This window comes from Paenibacillus sp. Root52 (genome assembly GCF_001426865.1).
In the GTDB taxonomy this organism is placed as follows: domain Bacteria; phylum Bacillota; class Bacilli; order Paenibacillales; family Paenibacillaceae; genus Paenibacillus.
The window spans coordinates 237,997-258,566 of record NZ_LMFO01000032.1; the positions used below are offsets into that span (position 1 = coordinate 237,997).

At 44.7% G+C, this 20,570-nt stretch carries 15 protein-coding genes; 11 read left to right on the forward strand and 4 right to left on the reverse strand.

Translation table 11 applies throughout. The features are described 5' to 3' along the window. Window positions 1–83: 83 nt before the first annotated feature. Genes ASD24_RS27280 through ASD24_RS27300 form a run of 5 tightly spaced genes read left to right on the forward strand, consistent with a single transcriptional unit; the run spans window position 84 to window position 4,138 of the window. Window positions 84–1,064, forward strand: coding sequence for a CgeB family protein (locus ASD24_RS27280; protein WP_442952612.1), 981 nt, complete (start codon window positions 84–86; stop codon window positions 1,062–1,064). Continuing rightward, window positions 1,064–1,732, forward strand: a complete 669-nt coding sequence (locus tag ASD24_RS27285) for a polysaccharide deacetylase family protein (RefSeq protein WP_056702732.1) — start codon at window positions 1,064–1,066, stop codon at window positions 1,730–1,732. Before ASD24_RS27280 ends, ASD24_RS27285 begins: the two co-directional genes overlap by 1 nt. Beyond that, entirely contained in the window at window positions 1,729–2,706 is a 978-nt protein-coding gene (locus ASD24_RS27290) for a CgeB family protein (protein ID WP_056702735.1), read from the forward strand. Before ASD24_RS27285 ends, ASD24_RS27290 begins: the two co-directional genes overlap by 4 nt. Window positions 2,707–2,743: 37 nt before the next feature. Then, window positions 2,744–3,358, forward strand: a complete 615-nt coding sequence (locus ASD24_RS27295) for a polysaccharide deacetylase family protein (protein WP_056702738.1) — start codon at window positions 2,744–2,746, stop codon at window positions 3,356–3,358. 27 nt (window positions 3,359–3,385) lie between these two features. Further along, window positions 3,386–4,138 (forward strand): glycosyltransferase, encoded by a 753-nt coding sequence (locus tag ASD24_RS27300; protein ID WP_056702741.1) that lies wholly within the window; start codon window positions 3,386–3,388, stop codon window positions 4,136–4,138. On the opposite strand, the gene ASD24_RS27305 is transcribed toward ASD24_RS27300, so the two are convergent. Continuing rightward, on the reverse strand, window positions 4,123–4,620 hold the full coding sequence (locus ASD24_RS27305; protein ID WP_056702744.1) for a cell wall hydrolase: 498 nt from the start codon (window positions 4,618–4,620) through the stop codon (window positions 4,123–4,125). The two genes, ASD24_RS27300 and ASD24_RS27305, sit on opposite strands and share 16 nt — an antisense overlap. A 125-nt stretch (window positions 4,621–4,745) precedes the next feature. Between ASD24_RS27305 and ASD24_RS27310 the strand changes: the two genes are divergently transcribed. Beyond that, on the forward strand, window positions 4,746–5,831 hold the full coding sequence (locus ASD24_RS27310) for a UDP-N-acetylmuramoyl-tripeptide--D-alanyl-D-alanine ligase (protein ID WP_056702746.1): 1,086 nt from the start codon (window positions 4,746–4,748) through the stop codon (window positions 5,829–5,831). A 103-nt stretch (window positions 5,832–5,934) separates the two neighbouring features. Here the strand turns inward: ASD24_RS27310 and ASD24_RS27315 are convergent, their stop codons facing one another. The 3 genes from ASD24_RS27315 to ASD24_RS27325 all read right to left on the reverse strand — a co-directional run bounded on the left by ASD24_RS27315 (window position 5,935) and on the right by ASD24_RS27325 (window position 10,414). Next, entirely contained in the window at window positions 5,935–7,515 is a 1,581-nt protein-coding gene (locus ASD24_RS27315; RefSeq protein ID WP_056702749.1) for an oleate hydratase, read from the reverse strand. A 236-nt stretch (window positions 7,516–7,751) separates the two neighbouring features. After that, complete coding sequence (locus ASD24_RS27320) at window positions 7,752–8,327, reverse strand: TetR/AcrR family transcriptional regulator (protein ID WP_056702755.1); 576 nt, start codon at window positions 8,325–8,327, stop codon at window positions 7,752–7,754. Between the two features lie 731 nt (window positions 8,328–9,058). Beyond that, window positions 9,059–10,414 carry a dipeptidase gene (locus ASD24_RS27325; RefSeq protein WP_056702757.1) on the reverse strand — a complete coding sequence of 452 codons (1,356 nt, stop codon included), beginning with the start codon at window positions 10,412–10,414 and terminating at the stop codon, window positions 9,059–9,061. A 229-nt stretch (window positions 10,415–10,643) separates the two neighbouring features. Here ASD24_RS27325 and ASD24_RS27330 point away from each other — a divergent pair, with 229 nt between their 5' ends. From ASD24_RS27330 to ASD24_RS27355, 5 genes are all read left to right on the forward strand, one after another. Next, window positions 10,644–13,049, forward strand: coding sequence for an AraC family transcriptional regulator (locus tag ASD24_RS27330; protein WP_082560593.1), 2,406 nt, complete (start codon window positions 10,644–10,646; stop codon window positions 13,047–13,049). Between the two features lie 284 nt (window positions 13,050–13,333). Then, window positions 13,334–14,308, forward strand: coding sequence for an ABC transporter permease (locus ASD24_RS27340; protein ID WP_156395570.1), 975 nt, complete (start codon window positions 13,334–13,336; stop codon window positions 14,306–14,308). 23 nt (window positions 14,309–14,331) lie between these two features. Continuing rightward, on the forward strand, window positions 14,332–15,219 hold the full coding sequence (locus ASD24_RS27345; protein WP_056702765.1) for a carbohydrate ABC transporter permease: 888 nt from the start codon (window positions 14,332–14,334) through the stop codon (window positions 15,217–15,219). A 12-nt stretch (window positions 15,220–15,231) separates the two neighbouring features. Continuing rightward, complete coding sequence (locus ASD24_RS27350; protein ID WP_056702769.1) at window positions 15,232–16,743, forward strand: extracellular solute-binding protein; 1,512 nt, start codon at window positions 15,232–15,234, stop codon at window positions 16,741–16,743. Between the two features lie 346 nt (window positions 16,744–17,089). Then, window positions 17,090–20,485 (forward strand): glycosyl hydrolase, encoded by a 3,396-nt coding sequence (locus ASD24_RS27355; RefSeq protein WP_082560594.1) that lies wholly within the window; start codon window positions 17,090–17,092, stop codon window positions 20,483–20,485. Window positions 20,486–20,570: the final 85 nt, after the last annotated feature.

Below are 20,570 nucleotides of genomic sequence, written 5' to 3' on the forward strand. Positions count from 1 at the left end.
CCCCTTTTCTAAACATATATATGTCAACCGAATTGAATTGATTATGCACTTGTCATAGTGATTACAGGACGGTGGTGATTCTATTGAAAATATTATTCTTAGAACGAGGGAAGTTATGGTCGTATGGACTGCCTGATGGTCTAAGAGATCTTGGACACCAGGTACGAGCATCAGGGTCAGTTCAAGAGAGAACACTTCGTCAACAATTGCGTACCTACAAGCCCGATATGCTGGTGTCCGTAGGGTGGGGACCGGACCATACTCGGAGAAAGCAGCGGATGGTGAGAAGGCTAGCAACTGAATATCGTATTCCACTTATTTATTGGTCGACAGAAGATCCGAATTTCACGGAAGTGTTTACCCTTCCTCTCCTTAAGCGTATGAAGCCTGATTACACGTTTACCATTTCGGAGAAGACGGCCAATAGATTTCGACGGATGGGTTATTCTGCAGCGTATCTTGACTATGCATATCATCCCAAAGTACATTTCCGAACTCGTGTGAAAAAGAAGTATCAGACGGATATTGCACTAGTGGCAAACGCCTACCCAGATGTTCTGAAAAAGTATCCTAAACTTTATAGGAATCAATCTTTACGTATCCTTGTACGTCCGTTGCTTAAGAACGGATATCGTATTCATTTTTATGGTAAGAATTGGTCTCGTATGAAATCCATTTTGGGATGTGATATTCCACCAAACTGGATTAAGGGGCATATTTCCTATAAAAATGCTAACCAGGTATTCAGCTCGGCGAAAATCATGATCGGATTACAAAATTACACGGATATGTTAACCCAACGAACATATGAAACCTTAGGTTCATCTGGATTTTTCCTGACTTGTGATACGCCAGCAGTGAGAGGTATGTTGAAGCCCGGAAGAGATGTGGCTGTAAGCTCCAATCCAGCGGAGACGTTGAGAAAAGTGCGTTATTATCTAAAGAATGAGAATGAAAGAGAGCGAGTTAGACGTAATGGGCGTTCTGCGATTGGAAGGCACAACTATACCGCCCGTGCACAATTTATGTTGTCGACACTGAGAAAAAGGGGAGTGGTCAAGTGATGGTCACCCTTCGAACGACATATAAACGGCACGATAAGGTCGCATATCTAACATTTGATGATGGTCCATCCTTGTATACCAATCAAATATTGGACATTTTGAAGCAACACCATATTAGAGCTACGTTTTTTGTGGTAGGCAATTCAAGCCCATATGGATTACGAATGTACAGAAAACTAAAAAGATTAGGTCATAGCATTGGAAATCATACGTACTCGCATCATTTTGATCGTATTTATCGTAGCCCAAAAGATTTCTTTGCTGATTTCGACCGAATGGAACACTTTTTGTACCGTGTCATTGGAATACGTACACATTTGTTCCGTTTTCCTGGGGGCTCCAATAGTGAGCGAGGGTCTAGAACTGGCGGGCGTGGAACGATGATGGCCATAAAAAGAAATCTAACATCTAGGGGTTACACTTACTTTGATTGGACAATTGATTCCCAGGACTCATTGTTTCCGAAGCGTACATCGGAAGAGATTACAGCCAAAGTATTGCGTGAGAGCAGATACCGTCAACGTAACATCATTCTATTCCATGACTTCTCTAAGCAGAGTATGTTAGCACTGCCCCTTATCATTCGCGGACTGAAGAGGCAAGGGTATCTATTCGATAGGCTATCTACAAACTCCTACAACTATCAAATTAAGGAGGGGCGATCGTGAAAGTATTGTTTCTTGAAAGCCACCCTATGTGGATTCACGGACTTCCTAACGGATTCAGGGACGCAGGTCATACCGTGAAAATTTCCGGCGTTCTTACCCGAAGCAAGTTATCTAGATTGATGAAGGACTTTAAGCCGGATCTTGTCATTAGTATGGGCTGGACACCGGAGCATACGGTCAATAAGCAGAAATGGATGAGAAGATATATTGGTGATACACACATTCCCCATGTGTATTGGGCAACAGAAGACCCTACGCATCATGAATCCTTTTCACGTCCTTATGTCCGCGTAGTCCAACCTGATTTTGTTTTTACCATATGTCGTTCCATGGTGAAAAAATATCAACGTATGGGCATTAAAGCTGCACATATGGACTTTGGTTTTCACCGTAAAGTACATCGAAGAGGAAAAGTCGTTCCTCATTTGAAAAGCAACATTGCAGTGGTAGCTAATGGTTATTCTAGAATACTCAAACTGTATCCGGAGCATTTTCGCATTAAATCGTTACATCATTTGATTCGTCCACTAGTTCAAGAGGGTACTCGAATCGACTTTTGGGGAAAACAGTGGGAAGAAATGAAACCTGTTCTGGGAACACGCATCCCGCGAAGTTGGATACATGGATACCTGGAGTATCCAGATGCACGCAAAGTATACAGCTCCGCCAAAATTGTCATTGGTCCGCAGAATCAACTTAATCAGGTAACCCAGAGGACGTATGAGATTTTGGGTTCGGGAGGCTTCCTGATTACAAGCGATACGCCTGAGATCCGCCGTTTGTTCACACCGGGTCGTGATCTAGTTGTTTCGGCTTCACCCAAGCAGACAAGCAAGCTTATTCGATACTATCTTAAGCATCCCGAAGCGCGTGAAGAGATCCGTAGACATGGCCAGCGTACTGCACGTAAACATAACTATAAATCGCGCGCTCAATACATGATTCGTCAATTGAAGAAGCATAACATCCTTTAAAATAAATGACTACTCGAAAGGAAGGATGACCGCAGTAATGAAGAAGCAACAGGTGCTAAGCCGGATTTCAACGAATCAAAAGCGGGTTGCTTTAACTTTTGATATTGCTAATGGTCATGAAGTGCCCCTGCGTATGTTGCCGCTTTTGCAAAAGCTTGGGGTGAAAAAGGCTACATTTTTCATCACAGGTATCTGGGCGGAGGAGCACCCCAAAATAGCGAAGCGGATAAGGCGAGAAGGTTATGAGATCGGATCACATGGATATCGGCATCAGGATTACAGAACACATAACAATACATGGATCAAGAATGAAGTGAAGTTAGCTCAGAATGCAATAGTTCGTGCAACAGGAGTATGGCCCTGCCTATTTCGTACACCTGGCGGAGATATGGATCATCGTGTCATCAAGAAGCTCCAGTTATTGAATCAGACTATTGTGCATTGGGATGTAGACTCCTTGGATTGGAAACTAACCCGAATTAGCACTATTGTAAACCGGGTTGTGCCTCATACTCGACCTGGCTCTATCGTGTTGCTTCATGCGAATGATCCTTGGCATCAAAGTTTGAAGGCAGTGCCCATTATTGTTCGGAGGTTAAGGCGTAAGGGATATCGATTTGCAACGGTTTCTGAACTGTTGCGGCAGCGATAAATCTTGTGAAATTCAGGAGCCGATTCTATGCATTTAACTCGAAGGGAAAAGCGTGCTAGACAATTTCAATCCGAAGACGTGAGCGTTATCGTCTGTACCAATCGTCCAGAGCATTTCAATCGTTTACTTGCAAACTATGGTAGACAGAAGTATGCGGCCAAGGAGTTAATCATCGTACTGAACAATGATTCCATGAAACTGAAAGATTACATGAAAAAAATCAATAAAAGAAGTGATGTCCGGCTGTACCAAGTCTCCGAAAAAAAGTCACTAGGTCATTGTTTGAACTATGCTATTCGCCGGGCAAAACATCAAATCATTGCCAGATTTGACGACGATGACTATTACTCCCCCTACTATCTGAACACAATGATGTATACATTAAACCACTCAAAAGCAGACATTGTGGGGAAGAGAGCGTGCCTTGTATACCTGGAATCCAATTCTAAACTGTTGTTGCGTCATCCGAAGGATCAAAATTGCATTGTTGACCAAGTCGCTGGTGCGACGTTGTTGTTTCGAAAAAAGGTTTTTAAGAAAGTTCAGTTCCAGCCAGTGTCACTCGGAGAATGTGTGGGGTTCCTAATCCGATGCAAACGAAGAGGTTACAAGATTTATGCATCGGGCTGGTCCCATTACGTTATTAGACGTCGCGCCAACAAATCTAATCATACTTGGAAAATCAGTGATCATCAGTTGCTCGTCCAAAGTATTGAATTAAAGAAATGTGATGCGGATTACAGAAGCTACGCCCTTAGTGAGTGTTATGCAAAGACATGATTTCCAATTCGCAATTTGATTCGTAATCTCTTTACCCAGGTGGAGGTAGCTTTGTCGGGATTGAAGAAGTAGAGTGATCCTAATGAGGGATCCTTACCCTTCAGAGCTTCTCTTGCGGCTCGATAGGCACGTTGTTGCGGTTTGAGCCAAAACTGTCCATTGCTAACCACGGTAAAGGCAAGAGGCTCAGTAATCACTTCTACAAGTGATGTAGGGAATTCAGGGGATTTTAATCGGTTTAATACCACTGCCCCCACAGCCACCATTCCGTGGTACGGCTCTCCTCTGCTTTCACTATAGATTGTTCGAGCTAATAGATTTAACTGGATGTCTCCAGATGTTAGTTCTTTCAGACGAGGTATTGTCAGGCGATGCAATGTCGATTTTGGACTTATTTTAAAATCATGCTGAAATGCAATCAAATTGGCACGTATTGTTTTTTTCTTGTATCCCAACAACCTCAGTCGTTCATTAAGCAACATCTCACATAACCTCCTCATAGATTCGAGTCCATATAGCAAACTTGGAATCTCATATGATCAATCTATGAAAAGAAAAAGTATTGCGAACCTCCCTTTACCCAGTTTCATGCCAAAGGAGGCAGAACATGAACAAGCCAATCGTTGCGATCACGGGCAGCTCGGGAAAGACCACAACGAAAGAGATGATCGCATCTATTTTGCAAACGCGTTGGAGGACATTTAAGTCTGTAGAAAATGGGAATGATACCTGGTTTACCTCTCAATATAAAAGACAAATTACCTCTTATCATAAAGCAGTTGTCCTTGAGTACGGAATGAAGGAAAAGGGCGATATCAAACGTCATTGTGAATTGATTCAACCTACTTTTGGAGTAATTACTAACGTGGGTCGTGCCCACATCGGTCACTTTAAAGATGGATTGCGTGGTATTGCTTCAGCTAAATCTGAGCTTATTGCTGGAATGAACCGCAAGGGGATGCTTTTTCTCAATAAAGATGATCCTCATTCGAAACGACTAAATCTTAAATCTTTCCAAGGTAAACGAATAACAGTAGGTTTACAAAACAAGGCAGATTTCAATGCACGAAATATTCGCTATAGCTCAAAAGGCATGAATTTCACCGTGTGTTTGAACCAAATTAAACATCGTTTTCACATTCCCTGTTTTGGAAAATGTAATGTTTACAATGCCTTGTTTGCTATTGCTGTTTCCCATCATCTTGGCTGTTCAGTTGCAGAGATTAAACGAGGATTTCGTAAAATGGAGAAGCCTTATGGTCGTCTTTCCGTGTTCAAAAATTATCGTAAAATAACGGTAATCAATGATAGTTTTAATACGAAACCTGAACTGGATTCTGCACTTGAAGTTTTGAGACATGTTGGTTCAACTGGAGGAAGAAAAATCGCTATTCTAGGGGATATACAGGATTTGGGCAAACATGCCAAACGAATTCATTTGGCACAAGGACGGAAATTGGGGAAAAAGAAGTTAGACTTGTTATATACGTTTGGTAACCATTCCAGGTATCTGAGCATTGGTGCACAACAAGAGGGTATGTCTTCGAAACAAGTGAAGCATTTCACTCAAATACACGCATTAAAAAGAGTACTGGCAATGCAACGGAAAACAGGAGATACATTTTTATTGAAAGGCTCAACCAACGGTCATCCTGTCAAATTAATGGATGTAGCGGATTGGCTTATCCAATAATTCAAGGAGGTATAGAACACCTATAACAACAAAGGAGATCAACCCATTGGTCGTCTCCTTTGAGTATCCTATTCCTATCTCAAATAACCAGCACTTAATGTGCTTATCTGAATGAGGTCACAAAACTACTGAACAATGTGCGGACATCATACTGATACTGATGAATGGGTTCAATCGGTCGATTTACTCCGAGTAGGGTGTAGACAGCAATCCGCGCCGCCCGAACCGAATATTCTTCCGTGAACACCACGTCATCAGGAATCTCGCAGAATTGACTGATAAAGGCAAGATTGGTGGAGCCGTCAGGAACGACCTTTGGACGATCACTGTTCAATCTGGGCATAAATTGCGCTGTAATGTAAGGCATCATACATGGAATACAGTTAGCAGTAGCCATAATGGCTTCTTGATGTTCCTGAAAATGAAGATGGCCGATGAGTTCCTGCATAATCTCTTCTCCCGTACAATCACACATGCGTTTCTTCACGTAGTCACCTACGTTATCGGTATATAAGCCGTAACCCCAGAATACGTTGACATGCTCCGGCTGCCCACGGAAGTGTGGCTGGAAGGCGAGCACGACGGACATAAACCAACTGGAATCTTTGAAGGTGACTAACGCACCGGTACCTGCACGATTACGCGTGAATTTCTCCATCAGATCGAAGAACACTGAATCTTGAAAAGTAACGGTAAACGATTCCCATTTGGACTCATCTACATGATCGTTAAAAGAAGAAGGGTTGCCAAGTAAAGGTTTCTTGGCAGCAATGTTCTCCCATAGCTTCCAAGAGCTGCCCTTGCCGTTCAGCTTCGGAGCGGCGTACATGGAACCGATATCGGCTCCCTCGGTCATCGAACCGTTGGTGACAATGACCAGATCACCTTCATGAATATCAATAATGTCCTCGTCACCGTTCCGGCGTACATGCATCCGTTGAACTGTAATCCCATCGCCTTCTTTGAAGTCTAGGTCGGTGACGGTGCATTTCAGGGTGAAATCTACGCCGAATGGTTCAAGGTATTTTTGCAGAGGTAAGATGATGGAATCATATTGATTAAATGGAGTACGTGTAACACCTTCAAGCGTTTGAATTCTTGGGAATTCGTGAAAGAAGCGGAGCATATATCGCTTGAATTCTACGGCACTGTGCCAAGGCTGGAAAGCGAAGGTGGTAGCCCACATATACCAGAAGTTCGTTTTGAAAAAGTGAGGCCCAAACCAATCACTGATCCTTAATTTACCTAGTGTATCTTCAGGTGTGATGATCAGCTTGCCCATCGCTAGCCGGTCGGCCATATCAAAGCCCATGGAGAGCACATCTTCGACCTCGCCGTCACGGTTAATGAGCCGAGCGTTGGAGTGGGTGGGGTTAGCATGATCAAAATCGATAATTTCTTGTCTGACCGACAAACCAGGACGATCGATAGAGGGAATGGAAGCCAGTAGCTCCCAGAGATTCTCATAAGCCTCGTCATTGAGCATTCGTCCACCGCGGATGATATATCCTTGATCGGGGTTACCAGCGCCGTCGTTACTACCACCCAGAATGTTCATCTCTTCGATAATGTGAATGTGCTCTCCTGGGAAGTCGCAGTCTCGGACAAGATATGCTGCCCCTGCTAATGAAGCAATGCCGCCACCTACAAAATAGACCTGTCTATTACCGTATTCGTTCTTCACAATGATTCGCCTCCATAAGGGTTCTGTAATCACATCCCTAATGTAAACCTTGCAGGTGAAGTAAGGTATGGTCAAAAGAATAGGAGTGTCTACTTTTTGGTCACTTTTGGAAAAATGTCTAAATTATGATTTGGCGCGCTGTCATCATACATACAAGTAAGTTAAAAATAAGATATATAAGATAAGTAAGTAAGTAAGTAAGTGAGTGAGCGATAAACGAAATAAGCTGCGCATCCTTAGGTGGATGGCAGCTTATTCTCATATCTGTGTAATGCTCGTACCACGTTGCCTTCGATCAGCTCACTAAGCTTCTCAATGATCTGTTTTGGCGGCTCTGACATGTGGCCTCTCATCCACTGAATGATCAGTCCAGTAAACGCCAAGGTGTAAAAGTTGGCCACAAACTCCTTGTCCTCACTTCGTACCTGGATCCCGCAAGCTAGTTCATCAATGACACCCATGATCAGATCATGCGTTACCTCATAGAGATATCCATCGAGGTGTGTTCGTCCAAGAGAATCCAAAGTATTGAAGCAGAACGCCTTATTATCCTCGATATAACAAAAGATTTTATAGAATCCATCCGTCCATGTACTGTAGCTTCGATACTCCGTTAGACTCTCCACCGCTTCGGTCTTATAGATCCACTCAAGCAGCGCATAAATATCCTGAAAATGATAATAGAAGGTTTGCCGGTTCACACCACAATCGTCAACAAGGTGTTTGACTGTAATCTTGTTTAGCGGTACATGCTCCATCAGTAATTTAAGCGAACGAGCCAGCGCTTTTTTAGTTAGGTGAGAAGCAGACATTTCATTTCACCTCTTCGTAAGGGTTAGGTTCATTATCAGTCAAATATGCACCAGACTCCATGACCAAAAGCACCAAAAAAACGAAAATCAAAGGAAGCACAAAGAAGGAACGAGGAAAGGGAAGTGAATCAAAAACCAAAACTAAGATTCAAACAGAGATCAGAAACAAGGAAACATAACCCATAAGCAGAATTCAAGAACTAAAACCGATATGAATAAAACAAATTAATTAAAAGAAAATAAATCCCCCTATAATCCAGAAACTCTAAACGTCAGCTCCCAACCCCAACCCTCTAAAACCAAAGACCAAATTCAAACCCCAATAACCAAAAACTAAAACCAAAAATAATTTCTAAACCAAAAAAAGCAAACGACCCGAAGGCCGTTTGCTTATAATCCCTATACACTCCCCCCTAAAGGTGGAGGTCTTATCTTAAAATCAGTTCATGGGTGCAGCAACGTAGTGGAGGGGACGAAATCGATCGTAAAGATAGCGATGATTTAAAGACTAATTCGTCACCGTAATATCTACCCCACTCAGTGAAAGTTAAATAAATAATTTACACGTCTAACGGAGCAGGGAGAAAAAAGCTGGAGAAGCGGAGCGCTCGCCTTTATCCCCGTGATTTCTCCCTTTAGAGAAGGGAATCAAAGAAATCTGGGGATAACAGCGATCGGAAGCTTGTTCTCCCAGCATAGTGATAACCGTGTAAGGGTTGTTTCTTTAACTTTTACAAATTTTTCAAAAACTGAACAATCGTAAGCAACCCTTTGTCGAAGTTCTCCAGATTGAAGTGCTCATTCGGTGCATGAAGGTTCTCATCAGGCAAGCCGAAGCCCATCATGACAGCCGGAACTTCAAGTACACGTGAGAGTTTCTCAACAATCGGAATGGAGCCGCCATCTTTTGTGAAGAGGGCACGCACGCCATATACCTGCTCATAGGCATCTGCTGCTTTTTGCAGAATAGGGTTGGATGGATCTGTATTGAATGCAAAAGCTTTCTCAATCTGTTTCACCTGCAAAGTTGCACCAGGTTGAACGTGAGCACGTAGATGTGCCTCGATACGATCGAGCACCTGTTGCGGATCTTGATCAGCTACAAGACGGCACGTAATTTTAGCATGAGCCTCTTTTGGAATAACCGTTTTGGAGCCTTCACCTTGGAATCCACCCCATACGCCATTCAGTTCCAGGGTTGGACGTGCTCCAACGCGTTCCACGAACGAGTAACCTTCTTCACCATACAACTGCTCCAGACCAAGATCCTGACGAAGCTGTTCTTCGTTGAAGCCTTGCTTCACGAATTCTTCTCTCATCTCAGGGGACAGTGGCAGAACGCCATCGTAGAAGCCATCTACACTAACGCGTCCTTGTTCGTCATGTAATGAAGCGAGCAGGGAAACGAGTGCATGCAGTGCATTTGGAACACCGCCACCAAACGAACCTGAATGCAGATCCGTGTTAGCAGTGAACAGATCCACATGAAGCGAGCAGAGACCACGCAGACCAGTAGAGATCGCGGGTTTACCTTTTTCAAGCAAGGATGTGTCGGAGATGAGTACCATGTCAGCACGCAGCTTGTCCGTATTGTCATTGAGATAGATCGGCAGGTTCGGACTGGAAATCTCTTCTTCACCTTCGATACAGAACTTCACGTTAACGGGGAGTTCATTGTTCTCTGCCAGCAAAGCTTCTACCGCTTTGATATGTAAGAAAATTTGTCCTTTATCATCCGTTGCTCCGCGAGCATACAACTTCCCGTCACGTACGGTAGGCTCGAATGGAGGTGTGTCCCACAGGTTAAGTGGATCAACAGGCTGTACATCATAGTGACCATAGATCAATGCGGTTGGTTTGCCAGGTGCATGCAAATGATCCGCATACACAATCGGGTGTCCCGCTGTTTGAATAACCTCAACATTCTCCATGCCTGCACGCGTAAGTGCATCTGCTGCCCACTGTGCTGCACGGTTAATGTCCTCTTTATGTTCCGAAATGGCTGAGATACTTGGAATGGATAACCATTCATTCAGTTCGGCCAGGTGTTTATCTCTGTTTTGTTGAAAATACGTTTGTTCTTTCATTATTAATAAGCCTCCTTCATGTTCTGCTTCATCCTATTGTAATCCATTTTTACGGGTTAATAAAACATTGGTTAAAAAACGTTACACTAAATCTCGTTTCATTCACTGGGAAATATTGAGTATAATATAAAAAAAAGATGTCATTCACAGATCGTACAAACCACTCAGTAGGGAGATGGAGCAGTTCCCATGACAGACAGATTACTCACAAGCAGGCAGGTGACCGCTGATGGAGCCAACTAGTCGTTTACGGGACATGGGTCGTTTTTTTCGTTTGTCAGGAAGATGGACGAGGCGACAGAAGGGGCGTTTCTATCGAAACAGCCTAATGCTTATTTTGTTAATCGCGAGCATTCCCGGTCTGATTACAGGAATTGTGATGTATGGGTTGGTCGTGAATCAGATGGAGAAAGAATTCAATCAGATGCACCAAAACCAGATTGAGAACCGGGCGCGGAATGTAGATGATCAGCTCGCCTATTTGGAGATGACCTTATCGCACTGGGCTTTCGAACCCAGATTCGGCAATGCGCTCCGGACGCTGGATTTTGTATATTTTTTCAAAGAAACACAAGAGATTGTAACGACATTGTACGTTCTTCAGGGCTCGCATCCGTTAATTCAATCTGCACAGCTATATTTGAGGGAACCGCAGCCGATCTTATTCAATCGGGAGTATAACGAACTGAAGGATGAGGCGCAGTTTGAGGCGTATGATCGATACCTGAGTATGGGCAATCATGTGTATTGGACAGATTGGGTATCTGGTCAACAGGAAACTAAGCAATCCCTGAACTCCAATCCCAGCTTGTTACATACAGGTGCAAGTGATGCTCTCGTTCTTGTACATAAAATTCCGGGAGAAAGTGTCAATCCGTTCGGTGCCCTAATCATCACACTGGATAACCAAAAGATCGCAAGTTTATTGAAAACGCTTACTCCGTATGATGAAGGGCTAACTTTTCTGATGGATGCCGAAGGCAATACACTAATTACTGGTAATACAGACGTAGGCGCTAAGGATCCAGCCTTTGAACAGCAGCTAAAAGAAGCAGTCGCCCTGCACAAGGATAGTCATTCTTTTCTATTGAAATATGAGGATCAGACCTACTCCGTATCATCCGGATCGTTAAGCCGAATCGATGCAGATTGGACGTACGTGTCTGCGGCTCCATTGACCTCGGTTACTTCACCCGTCAAGCTGGTATCCAAAATTATTGTGATCGCAAGCATAGGCAGTCTAGTACTGGGGCTACTACTGTCGTGGTTTGCTTCACGTCGAATCTATTCACCGGTTGCGCGGATGGTTCATCTGTTGACGCCTGGAAGAAACGAAGCACCTGCCGGTGTGAAATTAGACGAATTCCAACTGTTGGAGCAGCACTGGAATGAACTGACTTCAGATCGTCTAACAGCTCACCGCCAGCTACAAGAACAACTGCCGCATCTGCGAGACAGCTTTGTATTACAACTGGTACAAGGTCATCTATACGCATATAACGAGCAGGATCTGCGCCGACGTATGACTAACCTTGGATTTGAGGTCGAAGGTCAGCAGTTTTTGTTATTGCAGATGTATTTTACAGGACATGTAACATTACGAGAACGGTTAGGTAGCCGGGACACAGGGCTGATCACGTTTGCCGCAGTTAATATTATAGAAGAGGTGGCGAAGGGTTATTTTAGCCAAATTAGTGTGATGAATTTCCATGATCTATCCTCGGCGATGTTAATTATGGCTCCAGAAGAGCATTCCTTGAAGCCACAAGCATTGTTGTGGGGAGAGGAACTGATGGAAGTGATTCACCGAACGCTGAAAATGCAGGTGACCGTAGTGGTTAGCCGCCCAGCCGCAACGTTGCAGGAATTACCGAGTTTATTCGTGGAGATGGAGCAAGCGGTCGTTTATCGAAGTGTGGAGGCTGGCAGCCAAATCCTTGATCTAGATGATGAGCAATGCTTCAATCAAACGGAAGGAGCAACCTATCCGCTTGGACTGGAACGCGACTTTATTCAAGCGCTGAGATTAGGGAAGAGGGATGAGGCAGAACGGGGGATGGAGCAATTTTTGACCGAGGTGACCCGAACCGATAGCACGGAATTTCAGGTACAGCAGATGATGCTTCAGTTATTGGGCAGTATTCAGCATGTCATGCTGCAAACGGGCGTTATCCCCTACCAATTGTTCGGCGGTTGTAACATGTATGAACGATTGTCGAGTATTCGTGAACCAGCACAGATGATGCAGTGGATGAAGGAGAAAGTGATTAGACCGTACATGCAAGAGATCGAGCTTAGATCTCAAGAACCGCTTAAGCAGGTGGTGGAGCGTACGATGCAGTACATGGATGACAACTACAGCAACGATATTTCATTGGAAGCATGCGCTGATCTGGAACAGATGACGCCTTATGCTCTCAGCAAGGCATTTAAACAGATTTCAGGAATGAATTTTATTGATTATTTGACCCAGGTACGTATGGAGACCGCCAAAAAGTTATTACGTGAGACATCGATGAAAATTAATGATGTTGCAAGCGCAGTAGGATACCAGCATAGTTATTTTAATCGAATCTTCAAAAAACAAGAGGGTTCCACACCGAGCCAGTATCGGGATCAGTGGTTTACATCTTAATCGATTTTCAGAAGCTTCGTTAGCCGGGATTCCATATAGGGATTCCGGTTCTTCATGTTTTATAAAGGTGGCTGGGGTGCAAATACAAATAAAGAGAAGACGGCAAAAATGTGCAATCCTCTTCTCCAAAATGTTGCGAATCATGAGCGCTATTGGCGCTATATCGGGCATTGTATAGGTTTGGAAAGGGCTGAGCAAAAAATGAAGGTTGCCGGAAATAAGCGCGCTGTATAGTCTGAGTATCAGATAATTTGATAACGCTTACATGAATGGAGGGTGAGGGCATGAACGGGAAGAATGGAAGTGCCGCTACAACAACGCAGGCAGACATTTCTAGTTACTCCGTAAAGCGGGAGTCTAACTGGAAGCGGCAGATCAAGCGAAATAAATGGTTATACGTACTTGTACTTCCCGGTTTTCTGTACTTTGTGATCTTTAAATACTTGCCCATGTGGGGAATCGTTATTGCTTTTCAGGATTATCAGCCTTTCCTAGGAATTCGCGATAGTGAATGGGTAGGGCTTGAGAACTTTACTACCTTTTTCTCGAATCCAGACTTTTTCCGATTGCTACGGAATACGTTGCTTCTTGCCTTATACGATCTCATTTTCTTTTTCCCAGCACCGATCATTATTGCGCTCCTATTAAATGAGATTCGAACAGCTTTTTTCAAAAGAACGATTCAGACGCTCGTATATGTACCGCACTTTGTATCTATGGTGATTATCGCCAGTATCACTTATGTATTTCTGACACCTCAGGGCGGAGTGCTGTATGAGCTGATTGCGATGATCACAGGTAAACCCATAGATGTCCTATCCAGCCCGGATACGTTCCGACCGCTGATCATTATTCAGATGATGTGGAAGGAGATGGGGTGGGGGACAATCATTTTCCTTGCAGCTCTTGCTGGAGTAGATACAGAGCAGTATGAAGCATCCATTGTGGATGGGGCAGGACGTTTACGCCGAATGTGGCATATTACCCTGCCAGCAATTCGTACCACGATTGTTATATTGCTCATTCTAAGACTCGGAAACTTTCTCGACACAGGATTCGAGCAGATTTATCTGATGACGAACTCACTGAACCGGGACGTAGCGGATGTGTTCGATACCTATGTATACACCGTGGGGATTACGCAAGGTGCGTTCAGCTACAGTACGGCCGTTGGACTCTTTAAGTCTGTTGTGGGGATTATATTGGTTCTTGGTAGTAATAAGCTTGCCAAAAAGTTTGGTCATCCCGGTATTTACTAATAGACTTTAGGAGGTAACCGCTCATGAACAGTCGTCTGTACAACAGCCCTGCTGGCAGAGTATTCGATGTGCTCAACTACATCATGCTCGGCGTTCTGGGGTTACTAACCGTTCTTCCTTTCTTGTATATTATAGGGAATTCATTCGCGACCGAAGCTGAGATTACCGAACGCAGTTTTTTCCTTATTCCTAAGGTGTTCTCCCTTAGCGCATATGAGTATATTTTTTCATCCTCGACGATGTTTCGAAGTATTGGTGTATCCATCTTCATTACCGTTGTAGGTACGTTCGTTAACTTATTCTTCACGTTGACGATGGCGTACCCGCTGTCTCGCAGCGACTTCTGGGGACGGAATATGCTAATGAATATGGTCATTTTCTCCATGTTGTTTGGGGGAGGCATGATCCCAACGTATCTCGTCATTCGTGGTCTTGGATTGCTTGATTCCTACTGGTCTTTGATGCTTCCTGGCGCGATCAGCGCTTTTAACCTTATTGTTGTCAAAAACTTTTTTCAACAGATGCCGCCTGGGCTAGAGGAAGCGGCTCGCATCGACGGCTGTTCTGATCTTGGGGTGCTGTGGCGTATTGTTTTGCCATTGTCCAAACCGGTCATTGCTACATTTGCGTTATTCTACGCCGTAGGACATTGGAACAACTTTTTCTCCGCATTGCTCTACATTTCCGACAGTACCAAATGGCCGCTGCAAGTCATGTTACGGCAAATTGTACTGCTGTCGCAGGCCAGTGTTGGAGATATGGCGAACATGGATCCCAACTTTGTTAAACCACCGGAACAATCTGTAAAAATGGCGGTCATCGTTGTGGGTACGATCCCGATCTTGCTGGTGTACCCGTTCTTGCAAAAGCATTTTGCCAAAGGTGTCATGCTCGGTTCAATTAAAGGCTAAGGGGGAGAATGTATGGGACAACCAAAAACAGGATTGAAGAAAATGGCTATTGTACTTTGTGCATCGATGTTATTAAGTACGGTGCTCGCTGCATGTAGCGGAGAACAACAATTGAATACGGGGGAAGCGGCAGGCGGCACAGCTCAGTTGACGATCATGCTCCCTAATTTTGAAGCAGAGAATCCACCGGAGAATAGTCCGGTTGTACAGAAGCTAGAGGAGCTGACCAAGGTCGATGTTAACCTTCAATGGGTGCCCAGCAGTTCGTATGAAGACAAATTCAATATCACCTTAGCTTCAGGCAAGTTGCCGGATATTATGGTGGTGCTAGGTAAGTCGCCGAGTTTTATCAACGCAGCTCGAACAGGAGCATTCTGGGAGCTTGGCCCTTACCTGAAGGATTATCCAAACCTCAGCCAAATGAATGAGATCATTACGAACAACGCTTCGATTGATGGCAAAACGTACGGCATATACCGGGCTCGCGCTCTAGGTCGCAACGGGGTAACCATTCGTAAGGACTGGCTGGAGAATCTGGGGCTCCAAGAACCGAAAACAATTGATGAATTCTACAATGTATTGAAAGCGTTCACGAATGATGATCCAGACGGAAATGGCAAACAGGACACCTACGGGCTGGTGGCAAGTAAATTCACAGGTCCATGGGATAACATGCAGGTATGGTTTGGCGCACCGAACAAATGGGGCGAGGATAGCAGTGGAGCTTTAGTTCCAGCACACGATACACCGGAGTATATGGAGGCATTGCAATTCTTCCGCAAAATATACAGTGAAGGTCTGGTGAACAAGGACTTTGCAGTTATGGACGCAACGAAACTCCCAGATCCATTTGTAAATGGGCAGGCTGGCGTCATGGTGGATGTGGCAGATAATGCGCAACGTATGGATCAGAAGATCTTGGAGAAAGATCCAACAGCTACAGGACGTGTAGATGTATTGCAAGCGATGGAGGGGCCAAAAGGTCTGCGTGATATGCCAACATCCGGTTATTCTGGGATGATCGTTATTTCCAAGAGCGGTGTGAAAACGGAGGAAGATCTGAAGAAGGTACTGACCTTCTTGGATCAATTGAATGAATCAGAGCTTCAGGCATTACTCGGCAACGGGTTAGAAGGTCAGCAGTATGAGAAAAAAGGCGACTACATCATACCTACAACAGATAAACTGGCACTGCGGGATGTACAGGGATTGAATCAGATTCTCATGTTTATCCCTGAGGACAAAACGTTACGTATAGAACAAACTCCTGTTCGACAAAAGGTTGCTGAGGTTCAGAAGGCCAATGAAGAGATTGTCATCGCGAACCCAGGTGAACCACTGATCTCGGATGTATACGCGCAGAAGGGGCCACAGCTTGATAACATCATCAATGATGCTCGTATTAAGTTCATTGTAGGACAGATTGATGAGCAAGGCTTCCAAGATGCGGTTGCTTTGTGGAGAAAGAGCGGCGGTGACGACTATGTCAAAGAAGTAAATGAGCTATACGCTGCGCTTAAATAATCTTTATAGTGCGTGTTCAAAAAGGTCGGTTTTCAGTACCAAGAAGATGGGATAAAGATAGAAATGGAGTAGCGGAGCGTAGGCAAAACTACGTGAGCACGGACATTTCGGCTGAATCCCATATTCGACGCTAAGATGCCTCAAGGCATCCTTCGTAATCAAAAGCGGACTTTTTAAACAACCTCTTATACTACAGCCCGGTTGCCGTTAGTGTCGTAGTGCAGGCGGCCGGGTTATTCAATATTCAACCATTTTAACAATTTTTTTGTGAATTATGGCTTCCCAGCATTCGATTTTGTTGTATAATCAAAGCGAAACAAACCCATTTGAACTAAAATGAACGATAATGGAAGATGAACAACCACTCTTATGTATTTGGGAGGAAGGCGACATGTGGAACGGGGATGCTTTTGAAAATCCCGAGGCGCAGTACCGGGTTCATCCCTTTTGGTTTTGGAATGGGGATATGGAAGATAGCCAGATCAAGCATCAGATCGCAGAAATGCATAAGCAGGGCGTGGGTGGATTCTTTATATGTCCGCGTCAGGGACTGCAGATTCCTTATTTATCTGAAGCATGGTTCGATAAGGTAAAAGTAGCTACCCAAGCTGCGGATGAACTTGGCATGCAGGTCTGGTTGTATGACGAATATCCATATCCGAGTGGTATGGCCGGGGGCGAGGTAACACTTGAATTCCCCGAAGCGAAGCAGCGTCAGCTGATCCATCATCATCTGAATGCACAAGGTGACACATTGCTCGATCATGAGCTACCCTGGGGACGTGTGTTACATGCCATAGCTGTTCCTAAGGATGCACAAGGTAAACGCTCATGGCATGAATCCATTAATCTACGTGGATTCATTGGTAATGTGCAGACAGATCAGGTGTACCAGGAGACGGGTCTCACTTCGTATAACCGCAAGCGATTTTTTACATACCATACAGCTTTTCGCTTGTTGTGGAAGGCTCCGGCTGGAGAATGGGAAGTTATTGTATTTCAAGAAGAAGAGATCGATGATTTTAAATATTACGGGAACTTTGTGGACCCTTGCCATCAGGAAGCCATGAGTCGTTTCATCGAACTCACGCATGATCGCTACAAGTCAGCTTTTGGAGAACAATTTGAAAGCGTAATCAAAGGTGTGTTCTCGGATGAAATTGCACCTCTCGGGAAGATACCATGGTCACCACAATTGCCTCGTTACTTCGGTGAACGTTGTGGTTATAGCCTCATTGAGTCTCTACCTGCGCTGTTGTATGGGGATGTTCCGGATTTTGAGCGAATCCGATATGACTATTATCAATCCCTGCACCTCTTGCTCCGTACTTCTTATCATAAGCAAGTTCACGACTGGTGCGAACAGGCTGGAATTCAATATGCGGCAGAGGTTCCTGGTGTGCGTATGACAACACAGTTATACAGCCACATGCCAGGTGGAGATTCCGCCCATGAGAAGATCGGACGTTCGTTATCCTGGATCCTTGAACGCTACGGAAAAAGAATGCGCGACAATCCCAAAATGGTCAGCTCACTAGCTAGACAACTGGGACGGGAGCGAAATCTGATTGAATGTTTCCACAGTGTAGGCTGGTCAATGACCCTACAGGATGCCAAATGGATGATTGACCGAATGGCGGCCATGGGCACGAATTTTTTCAACTTTCATGCTTTTTTCTACACGATTGGTGGGCTGGCGAAGCATGATGCTCCCCCTTCACAGTTTCTGCAAAACCCGTACTGGGAACACTTTCGGGAACTCGGTGACTACACCGGAAGATTAGGTTACCTGATGAGCACAGGGGCAGCCGATATCCGTATCGCCGTGCTGGATCCAACGACTACACTCTGGAGTTTAATGGGGAATCCGCTCCATGGCTTCGAATATAGCGGAGAAGACGAAGCAGAAAAGGCAAGACTGGAAAGGCTCACCAATGACTGGATGAGGATCACTACGCACTTATTACAGAGCAGACGGGATTATGATCATCTTGATCCTGAACTTCTGGCGGAAGCACGATTGCTGGATGGCAGGATTGAGATAGGCACAGCTCGGTATGAGGTATTGATTCTCCCACCCTTGCTGAATTTGGAAGCAGCGGCGTGGAAACAAGTGAAGCATTGGGTATCACAGGGTGGGATCGTTATTTCTGTTGGGTTGCCTCCGTATATACCCATTCAGCAAGGAAGCCCTGCAGGGGATGAAGCAGCGAAATTTTTCGGAGCTGGCGAACATCCAGAGATTCAGTATTGGGATAATGGGCAAGAAGAACAGGATGAAGGCAAGTCTCTATGGCGGCGCGGAGAAGGAAAGGCTTATTTTCTCCTTACGGCAGGTAGTGATTCGATAAATCGGACTGTACTTGAGTCGATGTCCTTACTTCTGGATGAGGTTCTGCCTGAACCCGTACGTTGGGTGATGGAGAAGGAAAGTTCTTCACTTCTTATGCAGACCAGACAACTGTCTAAAGGCGAATATATGGTCTTTTTAACTAATCAGGAAGATCAATGCTTAGAAGGTGAATTGAAGGTCACAGTTGATGCATTATGGGCAGTTGCTGAACGCTCACCTAATAGAGGCTTGCGGGTAGAGCGACTAGATTTGGAGCAAGGACAACGGTGTCCACTCCCCATTCATCATCGTGCAGACGAAGGGTATATTTCGCTACAGCTCGCACCTTATGAGGCACATGCTATAAGACTAACATGGGATGATGAGCACGGTTCAGCAGAAGAACAGTTCACAGAGAATACGGAGAAGAAGGAATCCGCTCTCAGTGTAAGTACTGTGGTTGCAAGCATTGATGAAGTTCATTCAATAACCATCCCTTCGGAGGGACCTTGGCGACTTGAAACGGTGCAGCCTAACGTGCTGCGTATGGGACATTTCCACCTCACGGCTAAAAATTACAACGGTGTAATTTTCGAGAATAGCCACTCTGAGGTCAAGCCATTCATTGATCAGGCAGCAGAATGTTCAGTGCATAGCTCGCTTCCGCTCCAGTTCAATCAAGTATTCGGCACACCGAAGAAGCCATCTATTGCTTATCCATTGGAGTGTCAATACGCAACTTCGTTTGAACTAAGAACAGCTCTAGCGGATTGTCTATTATTCATGGATCGAGCGGCAATTTCGGGTGACTGGACGTTGATGATTAATGATCATGCTATCCATCCTGATGCGTTCAAGTCGGCCCAGATTACGGATTTTGACAATATCGGTTATGACATTACACCATGGTTGCACAGCGGTCTTAACGAACTGAAGGTTACCGTTCAGATTACGAAGGATGAAGACGGAATCGTTGACCCTTTGTACTTACAAGGACGATTTGGAGTGGAGTTTCATCATGAGGGTATGGCTTCCTTAGTTAGGGAACCAGACACGGCCGTGCAGATTCAACCGGAGCCTCAGGCGTTATATCCACATTTTGCTGGAGAGATGATCTACAAGCGAAGCCTTTGGCTGGATCAACCGAGCACGAATATTCCGTTCTTTGAACTGGAATTCAGCGATTGGCGAGTTCAGGATGTTACCGAAGTTCTGGTCAATGGATATAGCCTCGGTGTGCGCTGCTGGTCTCCTTATCGCTGGAGAGGCCAATCTTCATGGCTTCGCGTCGGAGATAATGAGATTGAAGTACGTGTGACCAATACATTAGTAGGTTTGCTTGAAGGTACGTATTTTGATTCCTCTAGTCATCAGCTTCGGGAAGCAGGTTGGAGACAGGCTGATGGATAGATTGTCCAAACTTGCTTTCATGATAGCGCTTTAAACTTGCATCAGGATGAATTGAATAAATGGAGTAATCACTACTTTGGAGCCA